A 17,778-nucleotide genomic window follows, 5' to 3' on the forward strand; every position below is an offset into this window, starting at 1 on the left:
GGATCTGTTCCAGCATCCAGTCAGTCTACGCAGCGCTGTGGAGAACACTACTGACGAACGTGGCGACGTTCATCGCTGCTGCGCGGGGCCGAACAGTCCGGCGAGCGTGTCATGAAGGTCGGGGTCGGCCAGGATGACGACCTCGTCCCCGGCCTCCAGTTCGGTGTCGCCCCGCACCGGCACCAGGCCGGTCGCGCGGACCACGATGCTCACCCAGATGTCACCGACGCGGTCGCCGAGACCTTCGACCGTGGAACGCTCGGCGACGGAACCGGTCGCGACGCTGAAGCGATGAACCCCCTGCGGCTCGTCGGCGAGTCGCACACCTATCTGCCATGGCCGGGTCTCCACCGTGCGCATGGGCAGGTGCAACAACCTGGCGACACCAGGCACCGAGCTGCCCTGCACCAGCACCGAGACAACGACGACGACGACCACGATGCCGTAGAGGCGTTCGGCGTCGGCGACGTGAGCAGCGCGCAAGAACTCGCCCAGCAGGATGGGCACTGCGCCCTTGAGCCCGGCGAAAAGAACGAAGGCCCGTTCGTTTCGCCGCAATCGCACGGGAACCAAGCAGGAGCCCACCGCCAACGGCCGAATCAGCACGGTTAGGGCCACGGCGAGGACGAGCCCGCAACCCCACACATCAGGATGGGCAAGGACATTGAGATCGACGGTCAAACCCAGAATGGCGAACGCGACGATTTCCGCAAGACCCGCCAGGGCGGCGTGGAATCGCTTGATCTCCGGCTTGTAGGGCGCGCGGGCGTCGCCGATCACAATGCCGGCGACGAACACGGCCAGAAATCCCGAGCCATGCGCGAGCGTGGCAATGCCGTACAACATCAGGCAGGATGCCAGCGTTCGTAGCGAATAGAGACCTTCGCTCGGCAAGGCGACGCGACGCATGAAGACGAGCAGGACGCGACCGCCGAGCACCCCGACGGCCAGGCCGACCGCCATCTGTAGAGCGAATTGTGTTCCCACGCTGGCGAATCCGGCTGCACTGAGGCCACCGGCGGCGATCAGGCTGGACATCAAGGAGATGCCGACCGGATCATTGGCACCCGACTCGCCCTCCAGGATGGTGCCACTGCGGCCGCTGATCTCGCGTTTGCCCAAAACGGAGAAAACCACGGCCGGATCGGTCGGCGCCACGGCCGTGGCCACGAGCACCGCGGGAAACCAGCTGATTCCGCATACGTAGTGCAGCACCAGTGTCGCCCCTGCTGCGGTGAGGGCGGTGCCCACGACGCCCACCGACAGGATCGGGGCCGCCGCCGCGCGGAAGCGCGCCGGCCCGATATGCATGCCGCCGTCGAACAGCACCAGCACGAGCGCGATGGTGATGACCCGTTCCACGACCCGCTCGGAGGGAGGCTGCACCGCGGGCACCGCGTGCACCGCGACGGCCGCTCCGACCAACACGAGTAATGGCACCGGGACCTTGACCCGCTCGGTTAGCCGATTCGCCAGCACCGCAACCAAACCGACCGCGCTGGAGAGCAACACCAACAGCGCGTAACGAACAGTCTCGTTCACGACGGCAGCAACCCGGTGAGCACGTCCCGCGCACACGTTCGACAAGACTCGACAGCCACGGCCCGTTCTTTGATGGTATGCACGCGGGCCTTTCGATCGATCGACAGTGTTCCTTCAAGACATCGCCGACCAGACTTCCCGGCACACCGCGACGCAGTCTAGCCGGTCGTGACACTCACCCGGGCGGCATTGCGGTGATGCGCCAGGAGGACCGTCGTCGCGACAGACTCCCTAGCGGGTCAGCAGCGCCACGCATTCGGTGTGATGGGTCAGCGGGAACGCGTCGAACACCCTGATCTTCTCCACGGTGTAACCGTGTTTGAGGTAGAGCCCGACGTCACGGGCGAACGATGCTGCCTCACAACCGATGTGCACAACGCGAGGGACGCCGGCGGCGGCCAGCAGGTCGATGACCTCGCGCCCGGCTCCCGCCCGCGGCGGATCCAGCACCGCCACATCGGCTTTCGCGGCGCGGTCTCGTTGCGCGGCCAGCGCGCGCCGCACCGAGTCGGTGACGATCTGCACCTGGGTCAGATCGGCCAGGGCGACCCGCGCGGCGCGGGTCGAGCCGCGCGAGGTGTCGACGCTGAGCACCCGCCCGGAGCGGCCCACGGCGTCGCCGAGCACGGCGGCGAAAACGCCTGCGCCGCCGTACAAATCCCACGCGCGCATCCCAGCGCCGAGCTGTGCCCAGTCGGCGATCAGGTCGCTGTAGACGCCCGCCGCGTCGCGGTGCGCCTGCCAGAAGGCGGTCACCGGCACCTGCCAGGTGCGCCCGGCCACCCGCTGCACCGCCTCGTAGCGCCCCTGGATCACCTTGGTCGCCGTGTGCCTGCCCTGCCGCAGCGTGCGCACGACGTGGCGGGTGCCGTCGTCGTCGACGGCCACGTGCAGCTGCGCCGCCGGCGGCCACTCGATGTCGTCGATCCCGTCGAGCATGCCGGGCGCCAGCTGCGCACAGCGCAGGTCGGTCACCAAGTCGTCGCTGTGATACCGGTGAAAGCCGGGTCGACGGTCGGGTCCGACGTCGAGCCGGACCCGGGTGCGCCACCCCCTCGGCGCCGAATCCGCCAAGGGCTCGGCCTCACCGCTCCAGCGATGCCCGCCCAGGCGCTCGAGCTGGTTGGCCACCACTTCGGCCTTGAGTGCGCGGGCGACCTCGGGCGCCGCGAACGCCAGGTCGCAACAGCCGGCACCGCCCACCCCGGCGATCGGGCACTGCGACGCGGTGCGCCCCGGCGCCGGCTCGAGGACCTCGAGAACCTCTGCGTGCCAATAGGATCCACGATCCGCGGTGACCCGGACCCGCACCCGCTCGCCGGGCAGCGCGTACCGGACGAACACCACGCGGCCTTCGTGGTGGGCGACGCAGCTGCCGCCGTTGGCGGGGGCATCGGTGGTCAACGTCAGCTCCCCCACCGGGGGCGCCGACGCGCGCGACGCGCGGGTCGATTCGCGGGTCAATCGAAGATTCCCCGGCGAGCGTCACCCGGCGCCACGTGCGGCTGCAAGGTCTTGCGTCGTTCCGACGAACTCAATTGCCACGGAACCGAAGTCACCATGACGCCCGGCATGAACAACAGCCGCCCCTTGAGCCGAAGGGCGCTCTGGTTGTGCAACACCTGCTCCCACCAGTGGCCCACCACGTACTCCGGAATGAACACCGTCACCACGGTGCGCGGGGACTCCTCCCTGGCCCGTTTGACGTATTCCAGGACGGGACGGGTGACTTCGCGATACGGCGAGGCGATGACCTTGAGCGGGACGCTGATATCGCTTTCTTCCCACTTGTGCACCAGGTCGCGGGTCTCGGCATCGTCGACGCTGACCGTCACCGCCTCGAGAACGTCGGGCCGGGTGGCCCTGGCGTAAGCCAGCGCACGCAGGGTCGGCAGGTGCAATTTCGAGACCAGCACCACGGCGTGGTTGCGGCTGGGCAACACCACGTCGTCCTGCGCGGCGGCCTGCTCGGCCAATTCGCGGTTCACGGTGTTGTAGTGCCGGTGAATCATTTTCATCACGCCGAACAGCAGGCTCATCGCGAACAGGGCGATCCACGCGCCGGAGACGAACTTCGTCACCAACACCACCAACAGCACCGCGCCGGTGGACAGCAACCCGACCGTGTTGACCACCCGCGAGCGCATCATCTTGCGCCGCGCCCGCGGATCGGTCTCGGTGCGCAGCAACCGGCTCCAGTGCCGGACCATGCCGATCTGACTCAGCGTGAACGAAATGAACACCCCGACGATGTACAGCTGGATCAACGCGGTGACCTCACCGCGGAACGCGATGATCGCCAGCAGCGCCGCCCCGGACAAGAACAGGATGCCGTTGGAGAACGCCAATCGGTCTCCGCGGGTGTGCAATTGGCGCGGCAGGTAGCTGTGCTGCGCGAGGATCGAGCCGAGCACCGGGAACCCGTTGAACGCGGTGTTGGCCGCCAGCACCAGGATCAGCGCGGTCACCGTGGCGATCAGCAGAAACCCGATGTGAAAGCTCCCGAACACCGTCTGGGCGAGCTGGGTGACCAAGGTCTTCTGGTAGTAGCCCTTCGGCGCGCCGCCCAGCTGCGTCGCGGGGTCCTCGACCAGCTGAACCCCGATCTTCTGGGCCAGCACGATGATGCCCATCAAGAGCGTCACCGCGATGCCACCGAGCATCAGCAGGGTGGTCGCAGCGTTGCGCGACTTGGGTTTCTGGAACGCCGGCACCCCGTTGCTGATCGCCTCGACACCCGTCAGCGCCGCACACCCCGAGGAAAACGACCGCGCCACCAAGAACGCCAGGGCGAAACCGACGACCTGGCCGTGCTCGGCGTGCATCTGGAAACCGGCCGACTCGGCCCGCAGCGGATTACCCAACACGAAGATCCGGAACAGCCCCCAGCCGATCATCACCAGGACCCCGATGATGAACGCGTACGTCGGCACCGCGAACGCCACCCCCGACTCGCGCACCCCCCGCAGGTTCAGCGCCATCACCAGCAGGATGGAGGCCACACAGAAGAACACCTTGTGCTCGGCCACGATCGGGATCGCCGAACCGATGTTCGCCATCGCCGAGGCCGTCGAGACCGCAACGGTGAGAACGTAATCCACCATCAGCGCGCTGGCGACCACGAGGCCGGCGGTGTCGCCGAGGTTCGTGGTGACCACCTCGTAGTCGCCGCCACCGGACGGGTAGGCGTGCACGTTCTGGCGGTAGCTGGCCACCACCACCAGCATCACCGCGGCCACCGCAAGCCCGATCCAGGGTGTCAGCGCGTACGCCGTCACCCCGGCCACCGAGAGCATCAGGAAGACCTCCTCGGGCGCATACGCCACTGAGGACAGCGCGTCGGAGGCGAACACCGGCAAGGCGATCCGCTTGGGCAGCAGGGTGTGACTCAGCCGGTCGCTGCGAAACGGCCGGCCGATAAGCAACCGACGAGTGGCGGTTGAAAGTTTGGACACGAGAGCCAAGAGTAAGCCCAGACGGGTTTGGCGGTAGCGTTCGTAGGAGAATGTTCGCCGACCGAAACGGCTGGCCGACGTGGGTTGCCGGTTGACGCGGCCGAGAGGACCTCAAGTTGCGAGTAGTGGTGATGGGCTGCGGCCGGGTCGGTTCATCGGTCGCCGACGGGCTCTCCCGCATCGGTCACGACGTCGCGGTCATCGACCGGGACAGCACCGCCTTCAACCGGCTCAGCCCTGAATACGCCGGCGAGCGGGTGCTGGGGCAGGGATTCGACCGAGACGTGCTGCTGAGGGCCCGCATCGAGGAGGCCGACGCGTTCGCCGCGGTGTCGTCCGGCGACAACTCCAACATCATCTCGGCCCGACTGGCGCGCGAGACCTTCGGCGTGAAGCGGGTCGTGGCCCGCATCTACGACGCCAAGCGCGCCGAGGTCTACGAGCGGCTCGGCATTCCCACCATCGCCACTGTGCCCTGGACCACCGACCGCCTGCTCAACGCGTTGCTGCGCGAGTCGGAGACGGCCAAGTGGCGCGATCCGACCGGCACCGTCGCCGTGTCCGAGGTCGTGCTGCACGAGGACTGGATCGGGCATCGGGTCACCGACCTGGAGCAGGCCACCGGCGCCCGGGTCGCGTTTCTGATCCGGTTCGGCGCCGGCGTGCTGCCGGAGCCCAAATCGGTGATCCAGGCCGGCGACCAGGTTTATGTGGCCGCGATCTCCGGCCGCGCCGCCGAGGCGGTGGCCATCGCCGCGCTACCACCGAGCGAAGAGCTGTGATGAATTCGACCGAACACCTTGTTGAGGAGCTGCGCCGATGAAGGTAGCTGTCGCCGGCGCCGGCGCGGTCGGGCGCTCGGTCACCCGGGAACTCATCGGCAACGGCCACGACGTGACGCTGATCGAACGCAACCCCGATCACGTCGACGTCGACGCGATCCCGGCCGCGCACTGGCGGCTGGGCGACGCGTGCGAACTGAGCCTGCTGGAGTCGGTGCACCTGCAGGAGTTCGACGTGGTGGTGGCCGCGACCGGCGATGACAAGGCCAACGTCGTGCTGAGCCTGCTGGCCAAGACCGAGTTCGCGGTCCCGCGGGTGGTGGCCCGGGTCAACGACCCTCGCAACGAGTGGTTGTTCACCGACGCGTGGGGGGTCGACGTGGCGGTGTCGACGCCGCGCATGCTGGCCTCGCTCATCGAAGAGGCCGTCGCCGTCGGAGATCTGGTGCGGCTGATGGAATTCCGCAAGGGCCAGGCCAACCTCGTCGAGATCACCCTGCCCGACGACACGCCGTGGGGCGGCAAGCCGGTGCGCAAGTTGCAGCTGCCGCGCGACACCTCGCTGGTGACGATCCTGCGTGGCCCGCGCGTGATCGTGCCCGAGGAGGACGAGCCGCTGGAGGGCGGCGACGAGCTGCTGTTCGTCGCCGTCGCCGAGGCGGAAGAGGACCTGCAGAAGCTGCTGCTGGGCAGCCACAGCCCGGGCGGCTAGTGGCGATCGCCAGCGCGGCGGAGCCGGGCGTAGCGGGTCGCCACCATCAGGACTGATCAGTCGGTGACGGCGCCGGGCTCCATTTCGACCGCGGGGGCATCGGCTGCGGCGATGGCGCGCTGCGCCGACTTGATCGCCGCATAGGTGGCCAGCGCGGCCAGCGCGGTCAGCGGCCAGCCCATCCCGATCCGCGCCGCCGCCAGCCAACCAGTCCGGTCGGCGTCATACAGCAGTCCCTGCACTACGAACCGCGCGGCGAACACCAGCACCCAACCCACCGACGCCACGTCGAAGGCGTAGACCGCCCGCGGCACCTCGCGCCAGCGGTCGCCGCGCCCGGTGGCCCAGCTCCACGCGTAACCCACCAGGGGCCGGCGGATGAGCACCGACGCCGCGACGACGACCGCCCACACCAGCGACATCCAGATGCCCAGCAGGAAATAGCCCTTGGACTCGCCCAGCAGGTAGGCGATCAGCGCGCACAGCGCGACCCCGAAGAAACCCGAGAACGCCGGCTGCGGGGAGTCGCGGCGGATCAGCCGCCACACCAGGATCAGCGCGGCCACCGCCAGCGCGGCCACGATCGCGGGAACCAATCCCGAGACGCTCGAGGCGATGACAAAAACCACCACCGGCAGCGAGGAATAGATGACACCGCTGACCCCGCCCGCCTGTGCGAGCAGGCGTTCCGGGCTAATGCGGTTGGTACTCATGAGTTCGGACGTGCCCGACTCCAGCGGGATTGCCCCCGGATCTTCGGGGTCAGTCACCGCTGAATTTCGTAGTGCGGGTTGTAGATCGCCTTGTTACCGTTCTCCAGCTTGCCGAGGCGCCCACGCACCCGCAGCGTGCGGCCCGAGTCGATGCCCGGAATGCGACGCTGCCCCAGCCACACCAGCGTGACGGTGTCGCTACCGTCGAACAACTCGGCACGGACCCCGCCGGAACAGGCCCTGCCGTTGCACTCGACGCTTCGCAGCGTGCCCACCATCGTGACCTCCTGGCCCCGCTGGCAATCAATCGCGCGTTGCGCGCCGGTGCTTGCGACCTCGTCGGACAGTTCCTCCGAATCGAGTTGCTCCGGATCCTCCGTCAACCGACGGGTCAGCCGGCGCAGATACCCTTGGGCCCCCATGGCCACTCCTGACAATGCTGATAAGCCTCGACGCTTCCATTTATGCCAACGGACACCGTAGACCTCTTGGTTCCCCAGCGCCAACCGACTCAAACCTCGTGTTGGAGGGCGCATGAACGGCGGGGCACTATCTAGTGGTGGTGGTCGATCTGCGCGGTGTCACGACGGTGTTGTTGCCCGGAACCGGCTCCGACGACGACTACGTTCACCGGGCGTTTTCCCGTCCCCTATCCGAGGTTGGGGCGTTGCTGGTGACCCCGCCGCCGCGGCCCGACCGGTTGATCGAGGGCTATCTCGCGGCGTTGGACGGCGCGGCGCACGGCGGGCCGATCGCGGTGGGCGGGGTCTCGATCGGCGCGGCGGTGGCGGCCGCCTGGGCGCTGGTCCATCCCGACCGCACCATCGCGGTGATGGCCGCGCTGCCGGCCTGGGCCGGCGCCCCCGGGGCAGCGCCCGCGGCGCTGGCGGCGCGGTATTCGGCGTCACAGTTGCGCGCCGACGGACTGGCGGCCACCACAACGCAGATGCGGGCGTCCAGCCCGCCGTGGCTGGCCGACGAGCTGACCCGGTCGTGGGGCGCCCAGTGGCCACACCTACCCGACGCCATGGAAGAAGCCGCCGCCTACGTCGCGCCGAGCTGCGACGAGCTGGCCGGGCTGGCCGCGCCGCTGGGGGTGGCGTCCGCGGTCGACGACCCGATCCACCCGTTACAGGCCGGAATCGACTGGGTCGCGGCGGCGCCGCGCGCGGCGCTGCGCACGGTGACGCTCGATCAGATCGGGGCCGATCCCGCCGCCCTGGGTGCGGCCTGCCTGAGCGCGCTGGCCGACCTCTAGCCCGCTGGTGGCGACCCGCAGCGCCCGGCTGGGATCTTGCTGCCGCATCCGCGGCAGCGCCACGAAGCCGGGTCAGCCGCCGGTGGTGGTGCGCAGCTGCTGCATGGCCGACCCGTCGGCGCTGCGACGCGCGGCCGGCTCGTTGGACGGCGCCTGCTGCCCCTCGGCCTGCTGCTGGGCGGCCTGCTGCTGCGCGGCGGCGGCTTCGCGCAGCTGCTGGGCCATGGGCTCGGGCAGCTGCACGGTCAGCGGCGTGCGCACCGGCAGCGGCGTGTCGCCACGCCGAACCACGGTGTCCGCCAAGGCCGCTCGCGCCTCCTGCTCCAGGGCTTCCATCGTCTCGTGGGGGCCGTTGATGACGCAGCGGATCATCCAGCGATAGCCGTCGACGCCGATGAAGCGCACGACGCCGGTGGCGGTGCCCACCACCTCGCGACCCCACGGGCCGTCCTTGATGCTCACCTGGGCCGAGTCGTTGCGCAGCGATTCGGCGAGCTCGCTGGCCACTTCACGCCACAGGCCGCCCGTCTTCGGCGCGGCATAGGCGGCGATGGTGAACCGGCCGTTGGGCGTGACGACCCAGACCGCGCTCGGCACACCGGTTTCGGTCAGCTCGACCTGCAGCTGCCCGGCCTCCGGCATGGGAATCAGCACCGAGCCCAGGTCTAGGCGGGCCAGCTCCGCGACCGCCGGGTCGTCGAAGTCCTCGATGTCGAACGGTCCTTCGAGCTCCTCGGGGGCCGGCTCGTCGGCGTCGCGGGCCGCCACCTCGTCGGCCGTCGAGGTGTCGGCGCTGGTGGCGTCGTCGTCTTTGGGTGTGCGCTTACTGAATGCCATCACAAACTCGCATGTCCGCCGGAGGAACCGTGACCACCATCGCCACGGGATGTTTCGGCCAGCCCGGCCTTGTCGAACGACGACACCTCGACCAACTCCACTAATTCGACTCGCTGCACCAGCAACTGGGCGATGCGATCGCCGCGGTGCACCACGATCGGATCGGTCGGATCCAGGTTGATCAGCGCAACCTTGATCTCGCCGCGATAGCCCGCGTCGATGGTACCCGGGCTGTTGACGATCGAAAGTCCCACTCGCGCAGCCAAACCCGACCGCGGATGCACCAAGCCGACCATGCCGAACGGGATGGCGACTGCGACCCCCGTTCGCACCAGGGCGCGCCGCCCCGGCTCGAGTTTGACGTCTTCGGCGCTGTACAGATCGATCCCGGCGTCGCCCTCGTGGGCGCGGCTGGGCAGCGGAAGCTCGGGGTCAAGGCGCACGATGGCCAGACTGGTCGACACGGGGGCACAGACTACCCTTGACTGCGTGTCCGATACGCGCGTCGCGCCGCACAACGTGCGGTATCGCGAACGATTGTGGGTCCCGTGGTGGTGGTGGCCACCGGCCTTTGCGCTCGCGGGCATCATCGCTTTCGAATTCAACATGGGCGTCACCCGCCAATCGACCTGGTGGCCGTACGCGGCGCTGTTCGCGGTGGCGGCCGCGGCGCTGTTGTGGCTGGGCCGCATCGAGATCCGGGTGACCGGCGACCCGACCGTGCCCGGCGAAGTGCAGCTGTGGGCCGGTCCGGCGCACCTGCCGGTCACCGCGATCGCCCGGTCCGCGCAGATAGCCCCGTCGGCCAAGTCCGCGGCGCTGGGCCGCCAGCTCGACCCGGCCGCGTACGTCCTACACAGGGCATGGGTGGGGCCGATGATCCTGGTCGTGCTCGACGACCCGGACGATCCGACGCCGTACTGGCTGGTGAGCTGCCGTCACCCCGAGCGGGTGCTGTCGGCCCTGACACGGTAGGTGCAGCTATCAGGCCGCGCAGTCGGTACAGATCATCACGCCGTTCTTCTCGCTGGCCAGCCGACTGCGGTGTTGCACTAGAAAGCAGCTCGAGCAGGTGAACTCGTCGGCCTGCTTCGGAATCACGCGCACCGACAGTTCTTCCCCGGACAGGTCGGCACCCGGCAGTTCGAAGTTCTCAGCGGATTCAGATTCGTCGACGTCGACGACGGCCGAAGCCGCCTCGTTCCGTCGCGCTTTGAGCTCCTCCAGCGAGTCCTCCGAAACGTCGTCCGTCTCGGTGCGCCGTGGAGCGTCATAGTCGGTAGGCATATCTCTTCCCCTGCCCTATTGCCTCTGCATGCCCGCGATATCCAAGCATCGCTTTGTACCAGCGTCGAACGCATCCACCAAATGATTCGTGCCCGTATCGCGGCCCATTAAGGTGTGATTTACGTCACACCTCTATTTTCACCCTTGCGCTCGTCTCTGAACAGTGGGTTTAGCGTGCGGCTAGAGTGCACCTGTGGTCACGCAAATCACCGAGGGTACAGCGTTTGACAAGCACGGTCGGCCTTTTCGGCGCCGCAACCCCCGGCCCGCCATCATCGTGGTGGTTCTTCTCGCAGTGGCCACCGGCGTCGTCTGGACGATCGCGCTGACGCGCCCCGCCAAGGTGCACGAGGCCGCGGTGTGCAATCCCCCGCCGCAGTCGGCCGGTTCGGCGCCGGCCCAGCTCGGCGAGCAGGTGTCCCGCAGCGCCATGATGGACGTCACGCCCGCCAAGCTGGCCGACACCAAGGTTCGCGTCCTCAACGCCAGCGGCCGAGGCGGCCAGGCCGGCGACGTCGCCGGCGCCATGAAGGACCTCGGCTTCGCCCAGCCGACCGCCGCCAACGACCCCCTGTATGCGGGCACCAGGCTCACCTGTCAGGGCCAAATCCGTTTCGGCACCGCCGGACAGGCCACCGCGGCCGCCGTGTGGCTGGTCGCACCGTGCACCGAACTGTTCAACGACAACCGCGCCGACGACTCCGTCGACCTGGCGCTGGGCACCGACTTCAGCGCGCTGGCGCACAACGACGACATCGACGCCGTGCTCGCCACCCTGCGTCCCGGCGCCACCGAACCCTCAGATCCCACGCTGCTGGCCAAGATTCACGCCAGCAGCTGCTGACGCGGGCGGTCAATCCAGAATCGGATCCAGGCCGTTGAAGCGCTCCAGCACGGCCAGCAGTTCGTCGGCGATTCCGGGCGCGGCGGCCAGCGCCAAGCCCGCCCCGGCCGCTCCGGGCGCGGGCAGGACCACCCGAGCTCCCGCCTCGGAGGCGATCAGCGCCCCCGCGGCGCGATCCCACACCTGCAGACCGTGCTCGTAGAAGGCGTCGAGCCGGCCCGAGGCGACCATGCACAGATCCAGTGCCGCCGAGCCGATCCGGCGGACATCGCGGACCACCGGCAGCATGCGCGCCAACAGCGCCGCCTGTGCCGCGCGGCGCTGGCGCGAATAGCCGAAACCGGTGCCCAGCAACGCCATCGACAGATCGTCGACGGCGGCGCTCTGCAGCGGCTGCGTCCCCTCGTCGTCGGCGACATGCGCGCCCAGGCCCAGCGCCGCCGAGTACACCCGGTTCCCGACGACGTCGGCGACCGCCCCGGCCACCGATTCGTCGTCGACCTGGGCGCCGACCGACACGGCGTAGGCGGGGATGCCGTAGACGAAATTCACTGTGCCGTCGATGGGATCGAGCACCCAGGTGACCGTCCCGGCCGGCGTGCCCGCCGGATCGTCGGGACCGCCGCCTTCCTCGCCGAGAATCGGGTCCCCGGGCCGTAATTCGGCCAGCCGGTCACGCAGCAGCCGTTCCGTTTCGGTGTCGACCACGGTCACCGGGTCGGTCGGGGTGCTCTTCGATCGCACCGCGCCACTGTCGGAGGTCCGCAAGCCCGCGTCGGCGCCGAAAACCTCTGCCCGCCGACGCCTCACGAACGCGGCGGCCTCCGCGGCCAAGGCTTCGGCGACCGATCGCAGCCCCACAAGCTCGTCATCGGAAGGGGTCACCGGTCTATCCGATCACAGTCGCCGGGGTCGCGCAGACGCCGCGGGCCGCACCGCCGCGGCGCTAAGGTGAGCGGACAGCCCAGTCACGCCGAGGAGATTCGATGACCAGCACCGACTCGACCACGGAGACGCCCGGCATCGCCGCCGGCGACGGCAGGCCACAGCGCCGCGGCTTCGGCATCGACGTCGGCGGCAGTGGCATCAAGGGCGGCATCGTCGACATGGACACGGGGCAGCTGATCGGCGAGCGGGTGAAGCTGCTGACCCCGCAGCCCGCGACGCCCGCGGCGGTCGCCAAGACCATCGCCGAGGTGGTCGACGCCTTCGGCTGGACCGGCCCGCTGGGAGTGACCTATCCCGGGGTCGTCACGCACGGCGTCGTGCAGACGGCGGCCAACGTGGACAAGGCGTGGATCGGCACCAACGCGCGCGACATCATCAGGGCCGAACTGGACGGTCAGGACGTCGTCGTCCTCAACGACGCCGACGCGGCCGGGCTGGCCGAGGAGCACTACGGGGCGGGCAAAGGCCAGTCGGGACTGGTGGTGTTGCTGACCTTCGGCACCGGGATCGGTTCGGCGGTGATTCACAACGGGACGCTGATTCCCAACACCGAGTTCGGCCATCTCGAGGTCGGCGGCAAGGAGGCCGAGCAGCGGGCCGCGTCCTCGGTGAAGGAGCGCAACGGCTGGTCCTACGAAAAGTGGGCCAAGCAGGTGACCAAGGTTCTGGTGAGCATCGAGAACGCGGTATGGCCTGACCTGTTCATCGCGGGCGGCGGCATCAGCCGCAAGGCCGACAAATGGGTACCGCTGCTGACCAACCGCACCCCGGTGGTGGCCGCGGCCCTGCTCAACACGGCCGGGATCGTCGGCGCGGCGATGGCCGCCACCTCGGACGTGACGCACTGATTTCGCCCGGCAGAGCCGTAGGACCCCGCACTGTCGTTACAATGGTGCTCGGCGAATGCCCAACCGACAGCGTGCGACTACACGCTGATACCAACGCCGACATCGACATAGCAGACACTTTCGGTTAACCATGCCCACTACCCACCGAGAGTGAGCCCAAACGAAGGGGTGTAAGTGGCAGCGACGAAAGCAAGCCCGGCAACGGATGGGCCGGTGAAACGCACCGCCACGAAGTCTCCGTCGTCCCCCGCCAAGCGACCGGCGGCCAAGGCTGCCAACGGCTCGGCGCCCGCGAAGCGGGCCGCCAAGGCGGCATCGCCGTCCACCGAGGCCGACGATCCCAAGAAGACGCGCGCTGCGGCCAAGGGCGCCGGCGCCAAGACGCCGACCGCGCGCGGAACCAAGGCGGCCAAGGGCGGCCCGGCGGATCCCGACGCCCTCGATTCCGACGGTGCCGTCGAGGATCTGGACAACGAGCCCGACCTCGAGGGTGAGCCCGGCGAGGACCTCGACATCGACACCGACCTGTCCCTCGACGACCTCGAGGAGGACGTAGCGTCCGACGGCGAGGACGCCGAGGAGGTCGAGGCCGACGAGGCCGAAGGCGAGGACGAGCCCGAGGAAGAGGCCGCAGCCAAGCCCGCCAAGGCCGCCGACGCCGCGGCCGAGGAGGACGAGGAGATCGCCGAGCCGTCCGAAAAGGACAAGGCCTCCGGCGATTTCGTGTGGGACGAAGACGAGTCCGAGGCGTTGCGGCAGGCCCGCAAGGACGCCGAGCTGACGGCCTCGGCCGACTCGGTTCGCGCCTACCTCAAGCAGATCGGCAAGGTCGCGCTGCTCAACGCCGAGGAAGAGGTTGAGCTGGCCAAGCGGATCGAGGCCGGGCTGTACGCCACCCAGCTGATGACCGAACTTGCCGAGCGCGGCGACAAACTGCCCGCCGCCCAGCGTCGCGACATGATGTGGATCTGCCGCGACGGTGATCGCGCGAAGAACCATCTGCTGGAAGCCAACCTGCGACTGGTCGTCTCGCTGGCCAAGCGCTACACGGGTCGCGGCATGGCGTTCCTGGATCTCATCCAGGAGGGCAACCTGGGTCTGATCCGCGCGGTCGAGAAGTTCGACTACACCAAGGGTTACAAGTTCTCCACGTACGCGACGTGGTGGATCCGGCAGGCCATCACCCGCGCCATGGCCGACCAGGCCCGCACCATCCGTATCCCGGTGCACATGGTCGAGGTCATCAACAAGCTGGGCCGTATCCAGCGCGAGCTGCTGCAGGACCTGGGCCGCGAGCCCACGCCCGAGGAGCTGGCCAAGGAAATGGACATCACGCCCGAAAAGGTGCTGGAGATCCAGCAATACGCCCGCGAGCCGATCTCGCTGGACCAGACCATCGGCGACGAGGGCGACAGCCAGCTGGGCGATTTCATCGAGGACAGCGAGGCCGTGGTGGCCGTGGACGCGGTGTCGTTCACGCTGCTGCAGGACCAGCTGCAGTCGGTGCTGGAGACGCTCTCGGAGCGCGAAGCGGGCGTAGTACGCCTGCGGTTTGGCCTCACCGACGGCCAGCCGCGCACGCTGGACGAGATCGGGCAGGTTTACGGCGTGACCCGTGAGCGCATCCGCCAGATCGAGTCCAAGACGATGTCGAAGCTGCGCCACCCCAGCCGCTCCCAGGTGCTGCGCGACTACCTCGATTAGCCGTTCGCACCGAAACGATTGGCGCGCAAGCCATCTCGACGTCGGTGTGACCCGGTAAGTCAAACGCGCGCTGCCGCCGAGAAATTCGGCTGCGGTGGCGGCTCTGCCGTCGTACCGTGAGGCGCATGCCTACCAACCGCACAATGGTCTCGTCCGGCTCCGACTTCGAGTCGGCGGTCGGCTACTCGCGCGCGGTGCGCGTCGGGCCGCACGTGGCGGTGGCCGGAACGACCGGCGCCGGGCCCGCCGGCGACATCGCCGCCCAGACTCGAGATACGTTGCGCCGCATCGAGATTGCGCTGGGCCAAGCGGGGGCGGCGCTCACCGACGTGGTGCGTACCCGCATCTACGTCACCGACATCTCGCGCTGGCGCGAGGTGGCAGCGGTGCACGAGCAGGTCTTCGGCGCGATCCGGCCCGCGGCCACCATGGTCGAGGTCTCGGCGCTCATCGCGCCCGAGTTACTGGTGGAGATCGAAGCCGACGCCTACGTCGACACCGGCGCGAAGGTGCCGTCGTCGGCCGGCGGGTAGGCGGTGACGCGGACCACGGCGGCCACCGGCAGCGGGCCGTACAGATGCGGGAACAACATCGACTCGGGATCGGTTGGTACACCCGGCTCCCACCGCACCGGCGCGGCGAGCAGCGCCGGGTCGATGTGCAACAGGACGAGATCGCCGCGGCCGCGGTAGAGCCGGTTGGCCGGCAGGTGCACCTGCTCGGGCGTCGACAGATGGATGAACGCACCACCGCCGGCGTCCTCCGGCCGGATGCCGCCCAGCCGGCGGGCCCGCGCCCACTGCTCGGTTCCGCACAGATGCACCAGGACGTCCGAGGCGAAGGTCACACTTCGAACCCTAGAGATCGCCCAAACCAAACCTGACCAGGCCGTGAGAAACGACACACCCGATAACGATCGGGGAACAAGGCGAAAACGCCATACGTCTGAGAAAGTGAATGTACGAGAACGGAGAAGCCATGAATGCAACTCTGACGAGTCCAGAACTGACCCGGGCCGACCGCTGCGACCGCTGCGGTGCTGCGGCCCGAGTGCGCGCCAAGCTGCCTTCCGGACTGGAGCTTCTCTTCTGCCAGCACCACGCCAACGAGCACGAGGCGAAGCTGACCGAGCTGGACGCCGTGCTGGAGTTCAGCGAAAGCTAAGCCGCGGCGAACTCGCCCATCGCCAATGTGGGCGGTGCGAGCGATCTTCGGTAATGCTGGACGGGTATGAGCGAGCAGGTCGCAAAACCGTCGCGCCACCACATTTGGCGAATCACCCTGAGGACTCTTTCCAAGAGTTGGGACGACTCGATTTTCTCGGAGTCGGCTCAGGCTGGTTTCTGGTCGGCGCTGTCACTTCCGCCGTTGCTGCTCGGGCTGCTGGGCACGCTGGCGTATGTGGCTCCGCTGTTCGGCCCCGACATGCTGCCCAGCATCCTGCGTCAGCTGATCTCGACGGCGCACAGCGTGTTCTCCCGCAGCGTGGTCAACGAGATCATCGAGCCGACCGTGCGCGACATCGCCAACAACGCCCGGGGCGAAGTGGTGTCGCTGGGTTTCATCATCTCGCTGTGGGCGGGGTCGTCGGCAATCTCGTCGTTCGTTGACTCCGTGGTCGAGGCGCACGACCAGACGCCGTTGCGCCATCCGGTGCGCCAACGCCTGTTCGCGTTGTTCCTGTACGTGGTGGGGTTGGTGTTCGTGGTGGCGACGGCGCCGTTGGTGGTCCAAGGGCCACGCAAGGTGGGTGAGCACATTCCGGTCAGCCTGGCCAACGCGCTGCGCTACGGCTACTACCCGGCCTTGATCCTCGTCTTGATGATCGGGGTCGTGATCTTGTACCGCGTGTCGTTGCCGGAGCCGCTGCCGACGCATCGGCTGATCTTCGGCGCGGCGCTGGCCACCGCGGTGTTTGTGATCGCCACTCTGGGCCTGCGGATCTACCTGCAGTGGATCACCAGTACGGGCTACACCTACGGCGCGCTCTCGACGCCGATCGCATTCCTGCTGTTCTCGTTCTTCGGGGGCTTCGCGATCATGATCGGCGCCGAACTCAATGCCGCCATCCAGGAGGAATTCCCCGCGCCCAGGACGCATGCGCACAGGCTGCGCAGATGGCTGCTGTCGCGCTCGCCCGCGCTGGCGAAGGCGGCGGACACGCTGTCCAATCCGGTGACCAAGAATCCCATCACCGCGCAACGCGAGGTCGCGCCGGCGGAGCCGCCCGGCTAGGTCAGTCCTTCTTCATCCGGTCGTAGATCTGCTTGCAGTCCGGGCAGACCGGTGAGCCCGGCTTGGCCGCCTTGGTGACGGGAAATACCTCGCCGCACAACGCCACGACGTGATTGCCCATGACCGCGCTCTCCGCGATCTTGTCCTTCTTGACGTAATGGAAGTACTTCGGGGTGTCGCTGCCGGTCCCGTCGTCGACGCGTTCGTCGGTCTCGGTGCGTTCGATCGTTTGGGTCTGCATATCTGACATTGTGCACTGCTCGCCGGGCGCTGCGCGCGGCCCAGAAACCGTCCGAGCCGGAATCGGCGAGTTGTGGGACAGTGGAGAAATGAAGCACGGCTCCGATCCGGGGTTCGACGACCGGTTCGATGACTTCGACGGCCACAAGAGCCGCCCGGTGCTCATCACCGCCGCCGCGACCTCGTACGAGGAGCAGCATCGCGCGCGGGTCCGTAAGTACTTGACTTTGATGGCATTCCGCATCCCGGCGCTCATCCTGGCCGCGGTCGCCTACGGCGCGTGGCACAACGGGCTGATCTCCCTGGCGATCGTGGCGGCCTCCATCCCGTTGCCCTGGATGGCCGTGCTGATCGCGAACGATCGGCCGCCGCG

The 17,778-nt window shown here is 68.3% G+C and carries 22 protein-coding genes; 11 read left to right on the forward strand and 11 right to left on the reverse strand.

The window, feature by feature from the left end; genetic code table 11:
• Positions 1 to 69: 69 nt before the first annotated feature.
• The 3 genes from A5646_RS24080 to A5646_RS24090 form a co-directional block, all read right to left on the reverse strand.
• Positions 70 to 1,542, reverse strand: coding sequence for a cation:proton antiporter (locus A5646_RS24080; protein ID WP_066879790.1), 1,473 nt, complete (start codon positions 1,540 to 1,542; stop codon positions 70 to 72).
• 231 nt (positions 1,543 to 1,773) lie between these two features.
• Positions 1,774 to 2,961, reverse strand: a complete 1,188-nt coding sequence (locus A5646_RS24085; RefSeq protein ID WP_067024723.1) for a class I SAM-dependent RNA methyltransferase — start codon at positions 2,959 to 2,961, stop codon at positions 1,774 to 1,776.
• A gap of 41 nt (positions 2,962 to 3,002) precedes the next feature.
• Positions 3,003 to 4,997 (reverse strand): APC family permease, encoded by a 1,995-nt coding sequence (locus A5646_RS24090; protein WP_066860676.1) that lies wholly within the window; start codon positions 4,995 to 4,997, stop codon positions 3,003 to 3,005.
• Between the two features lie 116 nt (positions 4,998 to 5,113).
• On the opposite strand from A5646_RS24090, the gene A5646_RS24095 reads away from it, so the two are divergent.
• Together A5646_RS24095 and A5646_RS24100 are read left to right on the forward strand one after the other, a co-directional pair.
• Positions 5,114 to 5,779, forward strand: coding sequence for a TrkA family potassium uptake protein (locus tag A5646_RS24095; protein ID WP_156748749.1), 666 nt, complete (start codon positions 5,114 to 5,116; stop codon positions 5,777 to 5,779).
• A 37-nt stretch (positions 5,780 to 5,816) separates the two neighbouring features.
• On the forward strand, positions 5,817 to 6,491 hold the full coding sequence (locus A5646_RS24100; protein ID WP_066860680.1) for a TrkA family potassium uptake protein: 675 nt from the start codon (positions 5,817 to 5,819) through the stop codon (positions 6,489 to 6,491).
• 56 nt (positions 6,492 to 6,547) lie between these two features.
• Here the strand turns inward: A5646_RS24100 and A5646_RS24105 are convergent, their stop codons facing one another.
• Positions 6,548 to 7,204: a DUF3159 domain-containing protein gene (locus A5646_RS24105; RefSeq protein ID WP_066879784.1), complete on the reverse strand. Its 657-nt coding sequence runs from the start codon at positions 7,202 to 7,204 to the stop codon at positions 6,548 to 6,550.
• Between the two features lie 53 nt (positions 7,205 to 7,257).
• Positions 7,258 to 7,626 (reverse strand): OB-fold nucleic acid binding domain-containing protein, encoded by a 369-nt coding sequence (locus A5646_RS24110; protein WP_066860686.1) that lies wholly within the window; start codon positions 7,624 to 7,626, stop codon positions 7,258 to 7,260.
• Between the two features lie 137 nt (positions 7,627 to 7,763).
• Between A5646_RS24110 and A5646_RS24115 the strand changes: the two genes are divergently transcribed.
• The gene (locus A5646_RS24115) at positions 7,764 to 8,462 is read left to right on the forward strand and encodes a hypothetical protein (protein WP_067024736.1); all 699 of its coding nucleotides are present in this window, start codon (positions 7,764 to 7,766) and stop codon (positions 8,460 to 8,462) included.
• A 72-nt stretch (positions 8,463 to 8,534) separates the two neighbouring features.
• On the opposite strand, the gene A5646_RS24120 is transcribed toward A5646_RS24115, so the two are convergent.
• Together A5646_RS24120 and dut are read right to left on the reverse strand one after the other, a co-directional pair.
• Positions 8,535 to 9,299: a DUF3710 domain-containing protein gene (locus tag A5646_RS24120; RefSeq protein WP_369806987.1), complete on the reverse strand. Its 765-nt coding sequence runs from the start codon at positions 9,297 to 9,299 to the stop codon at positions 8,535 to 8,537.
• A complete protein-coding gene (gene dut, locus A5646_RS24125) occupies positions 9,299 to 9,763 on the reverse strand; it encodes a dUTP diphosphatase (protein ID WP_066879778.1) in 465 nt (154 codons plus the stop codon). Before dut ends, A5646_RS24120 begins: the two co-directional genes overlap by 1 nt.
• Before the next feature lie 25 nt (positions 9,764 to 9,788).
• Here dut and A5646_RS24130 point away from each other — a divergent pair, with 25 nt between their 5' ends.
• Positions 9,789 to 10,274: a DUF3093 domain-containing protein gene (locus tag A5646_RS24130; RefSeq protein WP_066860695.1), complete on the forward strand. Its 486-nt coding sequence runs from the start codon at positions 9,789 to 9,791 to the stop codon at positions 10,272 to 10,274.
• A 9-nt stretch (positions 10,275 to 10,283) separates the two neighbouring features.
• Here the strand turns inward: A5646_RS24130 and A5646_RS24135 are convergent, their stop codons facing one another.
• Positions 10,284 to 10,586, reverse strand: a complete 303-nt coding sequence (locus tag A5646_RS24135; protein ID WP_036468275.1) for a DUF4193 domain-containing protein — start codon at positions 10,584 to 10,586, stop codon at positions 10,284 to 10,286.
• Positions 10,587 to 10,779: 193 nt separating this feature from the next.
• Between A5646_RS24135 and cei the strand changes: the two genes are divergently transcribed.
• Entirely contained in the window at positions 10,780 to 11,430 is a 651-nt protein-coding gene (gene cei / locus A5646_RS24140; RefSeq protein ID WP_066860698.1) for an envelope integrity protein Cei, read from the forward strand.
• A gap of 9 nt (positions 11,431 to 11,439) precedes the next feature.
• Here the strand turns inward: cei and A5646_RS24145 are convergent, their stop codons facing one another.
• Positions 11,440 to 12,315, reverse strand: coding sequence for an inositol monophosphatase family protein (locus A5646_RS24145; protein ID WP_067024730.1), 876 nt, complete (start codon positions 12,313 to 12,315; stop codon positions 11,440 to 11,442).
• A 101-nt stretch (positions 12,316 to 12,416) separates the two neighbouring features.
• On the opposite strand from A5646_RS24145, the gene ppgK reads away from it, so the two are divergent.
• The 3 genes from ppgK to A5646_RS24160 all read left to right on the forward strand — a co-directional run bounded on the left by ppgK (position 12,417) and on the right by A5646_RS24160 (position 15,463).
• Positions 12,417 to 13,226, forward strand: a complete 810-nt coding sequence (gene ppgK, locus A5646_RS24150) for a polyphosphate--glucose phosphotransferase (RefSeq protein WP_066860703.1) — start codon at positions 12,417 to 12,419, stop codon at positions 13,224 to 13,226.
• Between the two features lie 174 nt (positions 13,227 to 13,400).
• On the forward strand, positions 13,401 to 14,930 hold the full coding sequence (locus tag A5646_RS24155; RefSeq protein WP_156765685.1) for an RNA polymerase sigma factor: 1,530 nt from the start codon (positions 13,401 to 13,403) through the stop codon (positions 14,928 to 14,930).
• A 125-nt stretch (positions 14,931 to 15,055) separates the two neighbouring features.
• Positions 15,056 to 15,463: a RidA family protein gene (locus A5646_RS24160; RefSeq protein WP_066879765.1), complete on the forward strand. Its 408-nt coding sequence runs from the start codon at positions 15,056 to 15,058 to the stop codon at positions 15,461 to 15,463.
• Here A5646_RS24160 and A5646_RS24165 read toward each other — a convergent pair.
• Positions 15,418 to 15,777 (reverse strand): DUF952 domain-containing protein, encoded by a 360-nt coding sequence (locus A5646_RS24165; protein ID WP_066879762.1) that lies wholly within the window; start codon positions 15,775 to 15,777, stop codon positions 15,418 to 15,420. The genes A5646_RS24160 and A5646_RS24165 overlap by 46 nt on opposite strands.
• Positions 15,778 to 15,908: 131 nt before the next feature.
• Between A5646_RS24165 and A5646_RS24170 the strand changes: the two genes are divergently transcribed.
• Positions 15,909 to 16,094, forward strand: coding sequence for a hypothetical protein (locus tag A5646_RS24170; RefSeq protein ID WP_007774888.1), 186 nt, complete (start codon positions 15,909 to 15,911; stop codon positions 16,092 to 16,094).
• A gap of 66 nt (positions 16,095 to 16,160) precedes the next feature.
• Positions 16,161 to 17,165 carry a YihY/virulence factor BrkB family protein gene (locus tag A5646_RS24175; RefSeq protein WP_066860718.1) on the forward strand — a complete coding sequence of 335 codons (1,005 nt, stop codon included), beginning with the start codon at positions 16,161 to 16,163 and terminating at the stop codon, positions 17,163 to 17,165.
• Position 17,166: 1 nt separating this feature from the next.
• On the opposite strand, the gene A5646_RS24180 is transcribed toward A5646_RS24175, so the two are convergent.
• Positions 17,167 to 17,406, reverse strand: coding sequence for a DUF3039 domain-containing protein (locus tag A5646_RS24180; RefSeq protein ID WP_044485021.1), 240 nt, complete (start codon positions 17,404 to 17,406; stop codon positions 17,167 to 17,169).
• Positions 17,407 to 17,476: 70 nt separating this feature from the next.
• Between A5646_RS24180 and A5646_RS24185 the strand changes: the two genes are divergently transcribed.
• Positions 17,477 to 17,778, forward strand: a 302-nt coding sequence (locus A5646_RS24185; protein WP_156765686.1) for a DUF3099 domain-containing protein, incomplete at its 3' end; no start/stop codon positions are given.

The organism is Mycobacterium sp. 1245499.0 (genome assembly GCF_001673615.1).
Classification (GTDB): domain Bacteria; phylum Actinomycetota; class Actinomycetes; order Mycobacteriales; family Mycobacteriaceae; genus Mycobacterium; species Mycobacterium europaeum_A.